This window comes from Aeromonas sp. FDAARGOS 1408 (assembly GCF_019048665.1).
GTDB classification, from domain to species: Bacteria; Pseudomonadota; Gammaproteobacteria; order Enterobacterales; family Aeromonadaceae; genus Aeromonas; species Aeromonas dhakensis.
In genome coordinates, this window is record NZ_CP077394.1 from 1,890,967 (window position 1) to 1,905,911 (window position 14,945).

Consider the following 14,945-nt stretch of genomic DNA (forward strand, 5'->3'; position numbering starts at 1 on the left):
TCCCTTTCGTGACGGGGTTATTCCCCGTTCCTGATGATGCTATTTGACCCCAACCAGCGCCTGAGTCCTATGCCACCAAAGTAATAAATAGGGGGCTACTTTGCGTTGGATCAACAATTTATCCCTTGCCGAGGAAAAATATGGACGCAATTCAACCCGTTGTCAGCCTGCGGCCCTCTCCTCTCCCATTGCTGTACCAAAAAAAGGGAGGCGACCCCAGGGTCGCCTCCTTGTCGGTTGGCCTGTTGCCGCGAGCGGCGCACCCTCAATAGAAGCGCTGCTGCTCGGCGGCCATCGCCTTGAGGCGATCGCAGGGTGCAAACCGGTCGCCATAGCGCTTCTGGTAGTGCTCAAGGCGAGCCACCAAATGCTCGATGCCGAGGCTGTCCATGTAGCGGAACGGGCCCCCCAGGAATGGCGGGAAACCGATGCCGAAGATGGCGCCGATGTCGCCATCGCGAGCCGAAGCCACCACGCCGCTGTCGAGCGCCATGGCCGCTTCGTTGAGCATCATCAGCACGCAGCGCTCGGCGATCTCCGCCTTGGCCTGTTTGGCCTGGGGGCTGACGCCCAAGACGCCGTAGACGCTGTCGTCCACCTTCTTCTTGCCCTTGGCGGCTTTGCCGTAGAGGTAGAAGCCCTTGCCGTTCTTGCGCCCCTTGCGATCGTTTTGCAGCAGCTTGTCAAAGGCCGCCGGTGCCTGGAAGCGCTCGCCCCCCAGCTCTTTCTCGAGGATCGGGGAGATCTTGGCGCCAACGTCGATCCCCACCTCGTCCAGCAGGGTGATGGGGCCCACCGGGAAGCCGAAATCGAGCAGGGCACCGTCCAGCACCTCCACCGGCTCCCCTTCCAGCACCAGGCGCGCCGCCTCGTTCATGTAAGGGGCCAGGATGCGGTTGACGTAGAAGCCCGCCTCGTCCTTGACCACGATGGGGGTCTTGCCCTGGGCACGGGCGAAGGCCAGGGTAGTGGCAACCGTCTCGGCACTGGTGCCGGCGTGGGGGATGATTTCCGCCAGCGGCATCTTGTCCACCGGGCTGAAGTAGTGCAGCCCCACCACCCGCTCCGGGTGTGCCGCCGCCGAGGCGATCTGGTGGATCGGCAGAGAGGAGGTGTTGGAGGCAAACACTGTGTGCTCGCCGCATTCGCGCTCTACATCCTTCACCATCTGGTGCTTGAGATTGAGATCTTCGAACACGGCTTCCACCACCAGGTCGACCCGGTGGAAACCGGAGTAATCGAGGGTGCCGGTGAGCAGGCTCATCTGCTTCTCAAGCTCGCTGCGCAGGATATGACGACGCTTGAGCTTCTTGGCCAGGATGTCGTAGCTGTAGCGCATGGCGTTGCCGATGCCGGCACTGGCCACGTCCTTGATCCGTACCGGTACCCCCGCCTTGGTGGCGGTGACGAAGGCGATGCCGCCCCCCATCAGACCACCGCCCAGCACGGCGGCATGGCCCACCTTGCGCGGCTCGGCCCCCTGATAGGTGACCTCCTTCTTCATCTCTGTGGTGGCAAAGAAGATGGAGCGCAGGGCGGCGGATTCGCTGGTCATCACCAGCTCGCCAAAGTGGCGGGATTCGGCGGCAAGGCCTGCCTGCATCCCCTCTTCCACCCCGATGCGCACCACCTCCAGGATCAGCTCAGGAGCCGGGTAGTTGCCACGGGTCTTCGCCTTCACCCCCTTGCGAGCCTGATCGAACAATACCTTGCGGCCAAGCTTGTTGGTCTCCAGCAGTTTGCCCTGCAGATCTCGCTTCAGCTCGTGCCGGGGCTTGCCCTTCTTGGCCAGCTTGATGGCGGCCTCCAGCAGGATGGAGGGGGGCACCACATCGTCCACCAGCCCCAGTTTCTTGGCCTGCTTGGCCCGCACCTGCTTGCCGGTCAACATCAGATCGAGCGCCTTGGCCACCCCGATGAGGCGCGGCAGACGCTGGGTACCACCGGAGCCCGGCAGCAAGCCCAGTTGCACCTCGGGCAGGCCGAGCACCGTCTTGCCGTGATCGGTGACCACCCGGCCATGACAGGCCAGCGCCAGCTCCAGCCCACCACCGAGGCAAGGGCCGTGAATGGCGGCGATCACCGGGATGGGCAGCGACTCGATCTCGGCAAAGATCACCTGGCCTTCCCGCGACAGCGTCTCGGCATCCTTGGCGCTGGTACAGGCCGCCAGCATGCTGATGTCGGCGCCGGCGATGAAGGAGTCCTTCTTGCCGGAGACCACAACCAGGCCGATCAGCTCTTTATTGGCTTTCACCTCGGCCAGCACCGCGCGGATCTCGTCCACGAAGGCGGCTTTGAGGGTATTCATGCTCTCGCCCGGCACATCCATGGTGAGAATGCCGATGCCATCCTGGCGCACCGCCAGGGAAAAAGTCTTCTCGCTCATCACTCTACCTCCAACACCATGGCCACGCCGAGACCGCCCGCCGCACAGGCGGTGTTCAGCCCCAATCCTCCCCCCCGACGCCGCAGCTCGTGCAGGGTCTGGGTGATCATGCGCGCACCGGTCGCGGCAAAGGGGTGACCATAGGCCAGCGAGCCACCGAGGACGTTGAATTTGTCCATGTCCACCTCGCCGATGGCCTGCTCACGACCCAGCTTGCTCTGGGCAAACTCGTGGCTGGCAAACATCTTGAGGTTGGCCAGGGTCTGGGCGGCAAAGGCTTCGTGCATGTCGATCAGAGTGAGATCGCTGAGCGTGATGCCGGCGCGGTCCAGCGCCAGCGGGGTGGCGTAGGAGGGGCCCATCAGCATGTCCTGCCACACATCGATGGCAGAAAACGCGAAGCTGCGGATATAGCCGAGCGGCTCGAGACCAAGCTCGCGGGCCCGCCCTTCGCGCATCAGCAGCACTGCGGCGGCGCCGTCGGTGAGCGGGGTGGCGTTGGCGGCGGTGACCGAGCCGTGCAGCCGGTCAAACACCGGCTTGAGCTTGGCGTAGCTCGCCAGATCCGAGCTTTCGCGGATGTTGTTGTCTCGCTCCAGCGGCGCCTTGTAAGGAGGTACGTGAGCGGTGAACACCTCGCCACTCAACTTGCCATCGGCCCAGGCCTGAGCGGCCAGGGTGTGGGAGCGGTGCGCCAGCGCATCTTGCGCCTCGCGGCTGATCTGGTGGCTCTTGGCCATCTGCTCGGCGGTCTGGCCCATGGAGAGGCCGGTGGAGTACTCGGCCACGGCGGGCGGCACCGGCAGCAGATCCTTGACCCGCAGCTGGCGCAGGATATTGAAACGCTGCTGCAGATTGCGCGCCTTGTTGAGATCCACCAGGGCGCGGGCCAGCTTCTTGCTCACCCCGATGGGCAGCACGGAGGAGGAGTCGGCACCGCCGGCGATGGCGATGTCCACCGTGCCGGCCATGATGGATTCGGTGACGTTGGCGACGGCCTGGAAACTGGTGGCGCAGGCGCGCGACACGCTATAGGCATCGGTGCTGACGCTCATGCCGGTGCCGAGCACGATCTCGCGGGCGATGTTGGGGGCTTCCGGCATCTGTACCACCTGGCCGAACACCAGCTGGTCGATGAGCTTGGGATCGAGATCGGTGCGAGCGAGCATCTCGCTCACCACCAGTTTGCCCAGATCCACCGCAGGTACGCCGTGAAAGGCGGTGGCCTGCTTGGCAAAGGGAGTGCGCAAACCCGCCACGACGGCAATCCGTTCGCCCTGGCGAGTCGTCAGTTTCAATGGCTCTTTCATCCTGGCTCCTTGGTTAAACGAGAAGACTAAAGGGAGAGGTCTGACCTCATTGCGCCACATCTTAACAATCCACTCACAAATTTCATACGACTGATTGAAACTAAATTGCCGCCATCTTGGCCCCCTCCCTCGCCCTTGTGCGCCAACTGGAGTATAAAAAGATCAACTTCTATGAAAACAACGGGTTTATTGCATGGCAGCGGCCGAGTTCAGACAGCTTGGGGACTATCTTGGTAGTCAGATTCTGGGACAGGGCCCCCTCATCGAGGGGCTGCTGATCGCCCTGTTATGTGAAGGACATGTGTTGATCGAGGGCGCCCCCGGTCTTGCCAAGACCCGGGCCGTCAAGGCGCTGGCCGGCGCGGTGGAGGGACGCTTTGCCCGCATCCAGTTCACCCCGGACCTGCTGCCCGCCGATCTCACCGGCAGCGAGGTGTTTCATCCCCAGGATGCCAGCTTCGTGTTTCAGCCCGGCCCCCTCTTCAACCACCTGGTGCTGGCGGACGAGATCAATCGGGCGCCGGCCAAGGTGCAATCCGCCCTGCTGGAGGCGATGGCCGAACATCAGATCACCGTGGGCAAGAAGAGCTGGCGCCTGCCACCCCTATTTATGGTGGCCGCCACGCAAAACCCGATAGAACAGGAGGGGACCTATCCCCTGCCGGAGGCCCAGCTCGATCGCTTCTTGCTCAAGCTGCTGGTGGACTACCCGAGCCCCGCCATGGAGCTGGCCATCCTCCAGCTCAACGCACAGGGCGACACCCTGCCAACACCGCCGCTCACCCTGAGCCAGGCCGATCTGCTGGCGGCCCGCAGCGCGGTGCAGGCGGTGCAGATGCAGGGGCGCCTCGAGCACTATCTGGTGCAGCTGGTCTGCGCCACCCGCCCTGGCAGCGGCCTCTGTCCGGAGCTCGAACCCCTGGTCGCGGTGGGCGCCAGCCCCAGGGCTAGCATAGGTCTGGCCAGGGCGGCCCGCGCCAGGGCCTGGCTGGCCGGGCGGGATTTCGTGCTGCCCGAAGACATTCAGCAACTGGCACCGGCCGTGCTGCGCCATCGCCTCATTCCCAGTTATCAGGCGCTGGCGGACAACCTCGACAACGAGGCGCTAATCACCCTGCTGCTGGATGCGATCCCATGCCCCTGAGCCCGCTCGCACCCTTTGCGCAGGCCCTGCTGCCATGACGGACGCCGCCGCTCCCCTCGCCCATCCCGATATCGCCCTGCCGCTTGCCAGGTTGCTGGCGATCAGGCTGTGGGCCCGGCAGGGGCCGCGCTCGTCCATTCAACCGGTGGCGCAGGGGCGGCTGGGCCGCACGCCGGGGCTCACCTTTCGCGAGCTGCGCGCCTATCAGGCCGGCGACGAGGTGCGCCACATCGACTGGCGGGTGACCGCCCGCCTCGGTCGTCCCTATACCCGCCTCTACAGCGAAGAGCAGGATCAGGCCCACTGGCTGCTGCTCGACCTCTCTCCGGCCATGTACTTCGGCTCACGTCACCAGCTCAAGGCACGCCTGGGCTGCGAGCTGGCCGCCGCCCTGCTCTGGCAAGGGGAAAAGCAGGCCAACACCCTGATCTGCCACGGCGTGGAGACACACCTGCAACATCAGCGCGGCTCTCTGGTGCCGCTGCTGGAGGCCCTCTGCCACCACTACCGGCTGGGGCTGGCACGCACACCGCCCCCCCACGCCCTAGCCCATACCCTGGCCCGCCTCAATCTGCCCCACGGCGCCAGATTGACCCTGATCACCGATCACAGCCCCCTCGATGAGGCGCTCTGCCGCCAGTTGCAGCTGCTCGGTCGGCGCCACGACATTCATTGCTGGCAGATCCGCGATCCGCTGGAGGCAGCCCTGCCCGCCCAGGGCCGCCTGGCGGTGCGCGCCGGCCAGCAGAGCGGCTGGCTCGAGGCCGGCGAAGCGGGGTTCGCCTGGCGCTATCAAGCGGCCGCCGAGCAGCTGGCCCGTCAGAGCCATCAGCAACTGCTGCCGCTGGTGCAGCGCCTCTACCGGCTCGACAACGGCCAGCCGCTGCAACGCCAGTGGCAGGAGGGGGCATGCCGCCAATTCTGAACTGGCTTGCCAGCGCCGTGCCGGGCAGCAATGTACCCACCTCCCCGCTGGCGGCCCAGCTGCGCGACATTCATCCCGGCCCACCGCTGCAGCTCGCCTTTGATCCCCGCCTGCTGGGCTGGTGGTGGCTGCTGATCGCTCTGCTGGTCGGCACCTTGATCATCCTCGGCGTGCAGAGCCTGCTGCGTTATCGCCGCTGGCAGCGGCAGCTCGACTGGCAGGCCCCTGATCTGGTGCCCCAGTTGCAAGCCGTGATGCGCGAGGCCGTGCTGCCGCGCTGGCCCGAGGCGGCCTCCCTGCAGGGCGAGTCCTGGCTCGTCTTTCTTGATTCTTTGGGGCTCGATCCTCTGGGAGGCAGCCGTTTTCGCGAGCTGGCCCCGCACTGGTCTGCCTGGCTCTACGGCGGTCAAAGCCCGGATGCGCAGCAGCGCCAGACACTGCGCCGGGCCTACCTCGCCTGGGGACGTCACTGCATCTGCCCGCCAGCCTGGTTGCTGGCGCTGCGCACTCGCTGGCGGCGCGGGCCAAGCCTTACAAGAGATGCGCACATCCGGAGGCAATCATGATCCTCGCCTGGCCCTGGTTTGCCCTGGCGCTGGTGCTGCCGCTGCTGGTGCGCTTTGGTCTGCCACCTCACCCCAGCAGCGCACACGACCCCGGCGTGCTGAACCATGCCGGCTTTCCCCTGCTGCGTCCCCATGCTGGCCAGCCCCTGTGGCGAATGGCGCTGTGCTGGTGCGCCCTGGTGCTGGCGCTCTGCCGCCCCCAGTGGCAGGAACCGCCTCAGGTGAGCTATCAGAGCAGCCGGGATCTCATCCTGGCGGTGGATCTCTCCGACAGCATGCGCACCCAGGACATGCTCGACGACGGGGAGCAAAAAGACCGGCTCAGTGCGGTGCGCCAGCAGATAGACAGGCTCATCGCCGCCCGCCCCGGCGATCGCATCGCCCTCATCGTGTTTGCCGACCACGCCTACCTGCTCTCGCCCCTGACCCAGGAGACCAACGCCCTGCTCGGCCTCACCCGCGAGCTCGATTTCGAGCTGGTGGGGCGCACCACCGCGCTGGGCGAGGCCATTCTGCTTGCTCGCCAGCACAAGGCTCCCAACCGCTCCACCGCCCTCTTGCTGGTCACCGACGGGCGCAACACCGCCGGCAGCGCCGATCCCCTCAGCGAAGCCAAGCGGGCCGCCGCCGCAGGCATTCGCCTCTATACCTTGGGGGTGGGCGCCGATCCGGATACCTTTGCCGAGGCGATGGCACCCACGCTGGCCCCGGCCCAGAGCGATCCCAGCGCCGAGCTGGACGAAGCCCTCTTGCAGCAACTGGCCGAGGTGGGCCATGGCCGTTACTTCCGCGCGCGCACCCAGGGGGATCTCGAGGCCATCAATCAGGCGCTGGATACCCTGGAGCCCGTTGCCACCGCGCAGACCCGCTATCGCCCCAACCAGGAGCTCTACCCCTGGCCACTGGCGCTGGCCTGGCTGCTACTGAGCTGGCCAGCCCGGTTGCGCTGGCCGCTGCGGCTGACCCGCAAAGCCGCACTGCCTGACAACCCATCCCGAGGCGCCCCATGATGGAGCTCACCCTGCTGCGCCCGCTCTGGTTGCTGGCCCTGCTGCCCTGGCTGTGGCAGGGGTGGCGCCGTCGCCGCCAGGCCCCGCTGCTGGCCCCCGCCATGCAGGCCTATCTGCTGCCGGGACAGCGGCGCCACTGCCCCTGGCTCTGGCTGGCCTGCCTGCCGGTGATCCTGGCCTTGAGCGGCCCGGCCCTGCGCCAGCAGAGCCTGAGCGTGCCAAGCCCCGCCCTCGACATCTGGCTGCTGGATCTCTCCCGCTCCATGCTGGCCACCGACCTGCTGCCGGATCGGGCCACCCGGGTGCGGGTGCTGCTGCAGGATCTGCTGGCCGACAGGGAACGGCAGGAAGCAGCCCATCCCATCGCCCTCATTCTGTTTGCCGGCGATGCCTACCTCGCCATGCCACCCACCCGGGATCAGCAGGCCATCGCCCTGCTGCTGCCCGACCTGCGCCCGGCCATCATGCCAAGACAGGGCAGTGCGCCCGAGCGCGCCGTGGCACTGGCGCTCAGGCAGATCCCCGCCGGCCGGCAAGCCCGCCTGCTGCTGATCACCGATGACCTGACCGCCCGTCAGGCCGAGCGGATCAAGGCGATCTGGCCCTGCCAGGGCAACCTCTTTTGCCACCCCGAAGTGCAAGCCCGTCTCGATATCCTGCTGGCCAACGCAGGCCAGCCCAGCCAACTGCCCGCCACCCTGGGCGGCGGCCTTGGCCGCGAGCTGCCCGCCCCGGATGTGGCGGCGTTGCAGCAGCTGGCAACCGATCTCGGCGGTCAGCTGCAGTGGCTGCAGCAAGGATTGCCGCGCTTTGCCCCCCTGCCCATGAGTCAGACCACAGGCGCACACCAGGCGCAGGATCTCGGCCCCTGGCTGCTGCTGCCCCTGCTGCCGCTGGCACTGCTGGCCCGCATCGGCAGCCTATGGCTGGTGGTAATGGGGACACTCTTGCTGACGCCCCCCTCCCTGCAGGCCAATCCGGCGCTTGCCAGCATGCCCCCCGGCGGGGACAACCTGGCCTGGCAGGCCTTCTTGCAGGGGCGCTATCAGGAGGCGGCCCGCGCCTTTGCCGATCCCGTCTGGCAGGGCAATGCCTGGTATCGGGCCGGCGACTACGCCCGGGCCGTTGCCGCCTACGGCCGGGCCAACAGCGCCACCGCCCACTACAACCGGGGCAACGCCCTGGTACAGCTCGGCCAGTTGGCCGCCGCCGAGCAGGCCTATCTGGCGGCGCTGGCACTGGCCCCCAACCATGAAGACGCACTTTACAACCTGGCGCTGCTGCGCGCCCAGCCGCCCGCGGCAGCACCAGAGGCGCAGGATCCCAAGCCTGTCGATACCCCCGAACAGGCCGCTACCCCGGATGCCCCGCTGCCTCCATCTCCCCCCGTACTGCTGCTGGAGCAGCGGCTGCGCAAGGAGGATCAGCGCAGGCGCGAGCAGGAGGCCGACAAGGGCCTTCTCCCCACAAGAGGGGAGGATCCCTGGTGACGCGCCTCTTTGCCCCTTGCCATGCACTCTGCCTTCTGCTGCTCTGGCTGCTGCCGGCGCAGCTCTTTGCCGCCCCGCCCCGGGCCGAGCTGCTGCCGGGGGCCGATCGCCGCGACTGGCTGCTGATCATCGAAGCGGACGGCGAGCGCCAGAGCGATGAACTCGCCATCACCCCCCTGCTGCGCCGGTTTGCGGTGGGCAAGGTGACCATGAGCCGGGTCACGGCCCCGCATCAAAACCTGACCCGCTGGCAGATCCCCCTGCACCTGCTGGACGACGCAGAGCAGCAAGTGCCGGCTCTGTCGCTGGGGACGGAGCAGACTCCGTCCATCCCCTTTCCGCCGCGCTCCGAGAGCGGCAGCCTGGTGCCAGCCCCTGCCATCTCCCCCATCGAGTTGCAGGCCCGGGTGCTGCAACAGGGGCCGCTCTACCCCGGTCAGCCCTTTGTCTATCAGCTCAGCCTCTGGCTGCCCGCCAACATGGAGGCCCCCAACCTCACCGAGCCGGCCAGCGATGCCTTCACCGTCCGCCGTCTCGGCAACGATCAGTGGCAGCCCCCGGCGAGCCCCGGCCTGCCTGGCCGGCTGACCCGCAGCTGGCTGCTGCAGGCCAGGGAAGCCGGGCGCCATCCGCTGGAGTCCCCCCGCTTTCAGGGGCGTTTGCCGCAGGATGACGGCGGCAGCGACCCCCTCTCGGCCCGGGCGGCCACCCTGTTCGTACAGATCGACGAGCCTCCGCTGCAACCGGTGGCGAGCCGGCTTACCCTGAGCCAACGGCTGGATCCACCCACCGGCGCCAGAGCGGGCGAACCGGTGATCCGCACCCTGACCCTCACCCTGGAGGGGGGGGATGGCAACCGCCTCACCCTCTCCAGAGTGCTCGGGAGCACAACCCTGCCCACCGGCGTGCAGGCCAGACCGGACGGGGAACAGCAACAGGAGCGCTATCTCGCCGAGGGGACGCTGCGCTTCGAGCGCGAGTGGCGTCAGGCCCTGACCGTCGACGAGCCCGGCGACTACCTGCTGCCCGCCATCGAGCTGGCCTGGTTCAACACCCAACACAAGCGCATCGAATACGCGCGCCTGCCCGCCACGCCCCTGCACATCACCGCGGGCGTGCAGGGGCAACCGGCACAGGATGGGCCGAACGACGAGAGCCTGCTATGGGTCATCTGGGCTCTGCTGCTGCGCGCCTGCTGGCGCCACGGGCCGCGCTGGCACGCCTTTTACCGCCTGCAACAGGCGCTGTATCGGGCCGATGCCGAACAGATCCGGGCCCGCTTGCTGGCGTGGGCCTGCCTGCGCTGGCCTCAGCCCCATCTTCGTCTCGACACCCTGCCCTATCGCCGCGATCCAGCCCTTACGCCCCACTTCGCCGCCCTGGAGCGAGCCTGTTTTGCCGCCGTCGCCCCCGCTGGCCATGATGGGCACGACTGGCGCGGCTTTGCCGCGGCCCTATGCGGCCATGAAACTTTTGCGATAGCCTATGGCCTCAGGCAACTGGCCCGGATCGGTGGATCCGGGCCTTCATTCAAATAAGGAAGCCCAGCGATGGCTTTAGGATTTTTCAGAAAAAAAGGCGCCACGGTCGGAAAGGATCCCACGACCTCTCCGGTCTATGGAGGTATGGCCGACAAACAAACCAAATACGAAGCCCTGGTGCATGCCCTGCACGGGGACATCTACCGCTACGCCTACTGGCTGTGCCGGGATCCGCAAGTGGCGGAAGACCTGGTGCAGGAGACCTTCCTGCGCGCCTGGAAGGGGATAGACACCCTGGTGGATGACAAGGCCGCCAAGGCCTGGCTCATCACCATACTGCGGCGGGAGAACGCCCGGCGCTTCGAGCGCAAGCAGTTCGATCTCGTCGATCTCGACGAGCACCCCCAGAGCGATCAGGAGGCGCTGCACAGTGAGCAGGAGATGGAGAACGAGTGGCTCAGACGCCACATCGCCCGCCTGCCGGCAGAATACCAGGAGCCCCTGCTGCTGCAGGTGCTGGGAGGCTTCAGCGGCGACGAGATCGCGGCGCAACTGGGGCTCAACAAGAACACCGTCATGACCCGCCTGTTTCGGGCCCGCAACCAGATCAAAGAGGCCATGGAGTCAACGACCCAACAGAGAGGACACACCAATGGATGAGCTGGAATTTCGCCGTCGGGCCATAGCCCATCCACATGAGCAGGATCCCGCGTTTCTCGAGCAGGCCCAGCGCTCCCCCGCCAACCGCAAGCATCTGGAGGAGATGAAGCAGCTCGATCGCAGCCTGCAGCGGGCGATGGAGGTCGAGGTGCCGGCCGGCCTGGCCGAGCGCATCCTGCTCAGGCAGGCACTGGAAGCGGATCAGGAGCAGGTGGTTCCCCTGCCGGTGCGCCCGCGCAGCAACTGGCGTGCGCTGGCGATGGCCGCCTCGGTCGCCTTCCTGCTCGGCATGAGCACCCGCTGGCTGAGCTGGCCGCAGGCCACCCCGGACGAACTCTCGCTGGCCCAGGTCGCCATGGCCCACGTCTATGGCGAGGAGCCCTTCATCAAGGATGTGGACGAGCAGGTGAGCCTGCGCACCATCAACGCCAAGATGGAGAAATATGGCGCCACCCTGATGGGCATGCAGGGGCTGAAGATCACCTATGTCAACCACTGCTCCTTCTATCAGGGGCCGGCGCTGCACATGGTGCTGCAGGGCAAGATGGGCCCGGTCACCCTGTTCCTGGTGCCCAAACATGTGCCGCTCACCCTGCAGCCCACCTTCGAGGATGGCCAGCTCAAGGGGGAGATCCTGCAACTCAAGGGGGCCAACATGGTACTGATCGGTGACATGGAGGAGCCGCTGGCACCGGTGGCGCAGCAGCTGGAATCCCGGCTGCACTGGTCGATTTAACAGGTGTTAACGCAATCCTGACCCGAACGACCTCGGGTCAATCCGACGGGCAGACCAGACAACTTGGCTGCCCGTTTCCGCCCTTATCCCCCACGATTTGCCGCCATTTCCGGCTCATTCACGGCAAGTGCCGAAAAATATTTTTGTGATGCAGATCGCCCTATGTGCGTGTTTTTTATCCAATAAATGGTAAAAGAGACTATTTATGCGGCACATTCAAACAAATGATTAACACTCCAGAAACTTTTATGTATTCTGCTGTCACTGGTCTGATTTCTTACCTCCTACCAGATCCATAGAATCACGCCAGAATTGAATGGGAAGAAGCTGAAATAACAACAGATCTTGTCACATACGGAGGCAAAAAAGCCCCGATGCTGACAGAAAATCTGCCTACAAGAGAGAACACTATGACAACTGCCTTTTTCAAAAAGAGCCTGATCGCTGCCGCCGTCACTCTGGCCAGTACCCAAACCTTCGCCGCCGCGTTTCAGCTGAACGAACACTCAGCCTCCGGTCTGGGCCGTGCGTACGCCGGGGAAGCCGCCGTGGCAGACAACGCCTCCGTGTTGTCCCGCAACCCGGCAGCCATGACCCAGTTTGACAAGATGGCGTTCTCCGTATCCGGCACCTACATCAAGCCGGACGTGGATGTAAATGGTGACATCTATGCAGGTTCCGCCAAGATGGCCGGCGCCAGCGAGAGCGGCATCGCACCGAGCGCCTTCGTTCCCGCCACCTACTTCATCCAGCCGCTGAACGATCAGTGGGCCTGGGGCATCGGCCTGTTCTCCAACTACGGTCTGTCAACCGAGTACACCGAGAACTTCAACGGTGGCTCCATTGCCGGCAACACCGAATTGCTGACCTTCAACATCAACCCGAACATCGCCTACCGCGTCAACCAGCACTTCACTTTCGGTGCCGGTGTGAACCTGGTCTATGCCAAGGCTGAACTGAACCGCCGTGCCGGCGTGCTGGCCGCCGTGCCGCCGCTGAGCAGCGTACCGGGTGTCGGCAAGGACACCATCGTCAGCCACCTGAAGGGTGACGACTGGGGTTACGGCTGGAACGTGGGCACCATGTTCGAAGTCAACGAAAACAACCGCTTCGCCCTGACCTACCGCTCCCAGGTGGATCTGAAGTTCAAGGGTGACTACCAGGGTACCTCTTCCGGCTTCAAGACCGTCGGTGGCGAGCTGCCGCTGGATCTGCCGGCTCAGGCCGAGTTCGCCGGTTACCACCGTCTGAACCAGCAGTTTGCGGTGCACTACTCCGTCAACTGGACTGACTGGAGCGCCTTCCAGGAGCTGAAGGCCACCAGCGGTCAGTGCAACAGCACCGACGGTGCCGGTGTCTGCCTCTACAAGCCGGAGAAGTTCAAGGACTCCACCCGTTACTCTCTGGGCGGTACCTGGTACGTCAACCCGTCCTGGGAAGCGCGTATCGGCTTTGCCTACGACAACACCCCGATCGAGCCGGAATACCGCAGCCTGAGCATCCCGGACTCCGACCGCGTATGGTATAGCGCCGGTGCCACCTACCACATCGACAAGGACATGAGCGTCGATTTCGGCATGGCCTATCTGGACGGCAAGAAAGTGGACGTCAACGAGAAGCTGGTTGAAAGCAACGAAGCCCTGCGCTGGAAAGGCACCTCCCACGGCAACGCCTTCCTCGCTTCCGCTCAGTTCAACATGAAATTCTGATCATCAGCGAATTGACCAGAGCGCCTATGGGCGCTCTTTTTTTATGCGAAATGCCTGTTTCAGCGTACATCTGTAGTAAACAACTGTACGCTTTTCTTTTTTTATCAAGCTGTTAGCAGCACATCCTTCAGCATTTAATCCCGTTTTGAACCGCCTGCCTCCGCGCCCGTTGCCTTACTGGTCGTACCATATAAAATCCTGCATCCAATCAGAAAAACGTTCGAACCCAAGGTTCACTTTCAAGGACAATGCAATGCACTCCATCATGAAGCCGTCTCTCATCGCCCTGCTGGTGCTGTCGAGCCAGGCCCAGGCGGCAGGTTTCCAGCTGGCCGAGCAATCCGCCACCGGCATGGGCCGCGCCTTCGCGGGCGAAGCCGCCATCGCCGACAATGCCAGCGTGCTCTCTCGCAATGCCGCCGCCATGACCCGTTTCGATACCATGGCCTTCTCCGGTGGCTTCATCTATGTGCACCCCGATGTCAACATCGAGGGCACCACCCGGGTGCCGACCGCCAGAGGGCCGGTCGACCTGGATGCGGCGGCCCACGACATCGCCGATGATGCCTGGGTGCCCAACGCCTACCTGATAGTGCCGCTCAACGATCAGTGGCGCCTGGGGCTGGCCGCCACCTCCTATTACGGGCTCGGCGTCAAGATGCCGGACAACTACAATGCCGGCCACTTCGGCAACGTCTCCGACATCAAGACCGTGGATCTGGGCGCCTCGCTGGCCTATCGCGTCAACCGCGTCTGGTCCGTCGGGGCCGGCCTCTCCGCCATTCAGGGCGAAGGAGAAGTGGGTGGCACCTTCCCCTCCAACAACCAGATCGCCAAGCACCTGAAAGGGGATGGCTGGGCCATGGGCTGGAACCTGGGCACCCTGCTGGAGCTGTCGGACGCGACCCGCATCGGCCTCTCCTACCGTCACGACGTGACCCTGAAGCTCTCGGGCGACGCCATCGGCATCGATCAGAACGGTCAGCCCTTCACCGATACCGGCAGCCTGGATCTGCCGCTGCCCGCCACCGCCGAGCTGGCCCTTTTTCATCAGCTGACGCCGGCGCTGGCACTGCACTCGAGCATCAACTGGACCAACTGGAGCAAGTTCGTGCAGCTGGAGTCCGAGCTCGACCACCACGGCGTCATGCACATCAAGGACGAACACTGGAATGACAGCTGGCGCTATGCGCTGGGTCTGACCTACCAGCTGGCGCCGCAATGGACACTGCGCTCGGGCCTTGCCTACGACCGCAGCCCGGTGCCGGCAGATCGCCGCACCATCTCCATCCCAGACTCGGATCGGGTCTGGTACAGCGCCGGGGTGGGTTATCAGTTCGATCGCAACCTCTCGCTGGATCTGGGGGTCACCCTGATCGACGGCAAGAAGGTGGACGTGAGCGAAACCATGCAGCTCAAACCCGGCATCCCGCAGACTACCTCCACCTTCCAGGGCACCTCGGAAGGGGACGCCTGGCTGGCCGGCATGCAGCTCAACTACCTGTTCTGATCCGGCGGGCCTCCT

The 14,945-nt window shown here is 65.1% G+C and carries 12 protein-coding genes; 10 read left to right on the forward strand and 2 right to left on the reverse strand.

Annotated elements, in window-relative coordinates; all coding sequences use genetic code 11:
- Positions 1-265: 265 nt before the first annotated feature.
- Together fadJ and fadI are read right to left on the reverse strand one after the other, a co-directional pair.
- Positions 266-2,389 carry a fatty acid oxidation complex subunit alpha FadJ gene (fadJ, locus tag I6L38_RS08825; protein ID WP_201880694.1) on the reverse strand — a complete coding sequence of 708 codons (2,124 nt, stop codon included), beginning with the start codon at positions 2,387-2,389 and terminating at the stop codon, positions 266-268.
- On the reverse strand, positions 2,389-3,699 hold the full coding sequence (gene fadI / locus I6L38_RS08830) for an acetyl-CoA C-acyltransferase FadI (protein WP_010633895.1): 1,311 nt from the start codon (positions 3,697-3,699) through the stop codon (positions 2,389-2,391). The genes fadJ and fadI overlap by 1 nt, the downstream gene beginning before the upstream one ends.
- A gap of 193 nt (positions 3,700-3,892) precedes the next feature.
- Here fadI and I6L38_RS08835 point away from each other — a divergent pair, with 193 nt between their 5' ends.
- From I6L38_RS08835 to I6L38_RS08880, 10 genes are all read left to right on the forward strand, one after another.
- Positions 3,893-4,843, forward strand: a complete 951-nt coding sequence (locus I6L38_RS08835; protein ID WP_005301202.1) for a MoxR family ATPase — start codon at positions 3,893-3,895, stop codon at positions 4,841-4,843.
- 34 nt (positions 4,844-4,877) lie between these two features.
- The gene (locus I6L38_RS08840; protein ID WP_216989425.1) at positions 4,878-5,768 is read left to right on the forward strand and encodes a DUF58 domain-containing protein; all 891 of its coding nucleotides are present in this window, start codon (positions 4,878-4,880) and stop codon (positions 5,766-5,768) included.
- Positions 5,753-6,334 (forward strand): DUF4381 domain-containing protein, encoded by a 582-nt coding sequence (locus I6L38_RS08845; RefSeq protein ID WP_017779744.1) that lies wholly within the window; start codon positions 5,753-5,755, stop codon positions 6,332-6,334. The genes I6L38_RS08840 and I6L38_RS08845 overlap by 16 nt, the downstream gene beginning before the upstream one ends.
- Complete coding sequence (locus I6L38_RS08850) at positions 6,331-7,344, forward strand: VWA domain-containing protein (protein ID WP_216989426.1); 1,014 nt, start codon at positions 6,331-6,333, stop codon at positions 7,342-7,344. The genes I6L38_RS08845 and I6L38_RS08850 overlap by 4 nt, the downstream gene beginning before the upstream one ends.
- Positions 7,344-8,834, forward strand: coding sequence for a tetratricopeptide repeat protein (locus I6L38_RS08855; RefSeq protein WP_216989578.1), 1,491 nt, complete (start codon positions 7,344-7,346; stop codon positions 8,832-8,834). Before I6L38_RS08850 ends, I6L38_RS08855 begins: the two co-directional genes overlap by 1 nt.
- Positions 8,831-10,372, forward strand: coding sequence for a BatD family protein (locus tag I6L38_RS08860; RefSeq protein ID WP_216989427.1), 1,542 nt, complete (start codon positions 8,831-8,833; stop codon positions 10,370-10,372). The genes I6L38_RS08855 and I6L38_RS08860 overlap by 4 nt, the downstream gene beginning before the upstream one ends.
- 12 nt (positions 10,373-10,384) lie before the next feature.
- Positions 10,385-10,975 carry a sigma-70 family RNA polymerase sigma factor gene (locus I6L38_RS08865; RefSeq protein WP_005301215.1) on the forward strand — a complete coding sequence of 197 codons (591 nt, stop codon included), beginning with the start codon at positions 10,385-10,387 and terminating at the stop codon, positions 10,973-10,975.
- Positions 10,968-11,711, forward strand: a complete 744-nt coding sequence (locus I6L38_RS08870) for a DUF3379 domain-containing protein (protein WP_017782772.1) — start codon at positions 10,968-10,970, stop codon at positions 11,709-11,711. Before I6L38_RS08865 ends, I6L38_RS08870 begins: the two co-directional genes overlap by 8 nt.
- A 410-nt stretch (positions 11,712-12,121) precedes the next feature.
- A complete protein-coding gene (locus I6L38_RS08875) occupies positions 12,122-13,420 on the forward strand; it encodes an outer membrane protein transport protein (protein WP_005301224.1) in 1,299 nt (432 codons plus the stop codon).
- 253 nt (positions 13,421-13,673) lie between these two features.
- Positions 13,674-14,930, forward strand: coding sequence for an OmpP1/FadL family transporter (locus I6L38_RS08880; protein WP_216989428.1), 1,257 nt, complete (start codon positions 13,674-13,676; stop codon positions 14,928-14,930).
- Positions 14,931-14,945 lie beyond the last annotated feature (15 nt).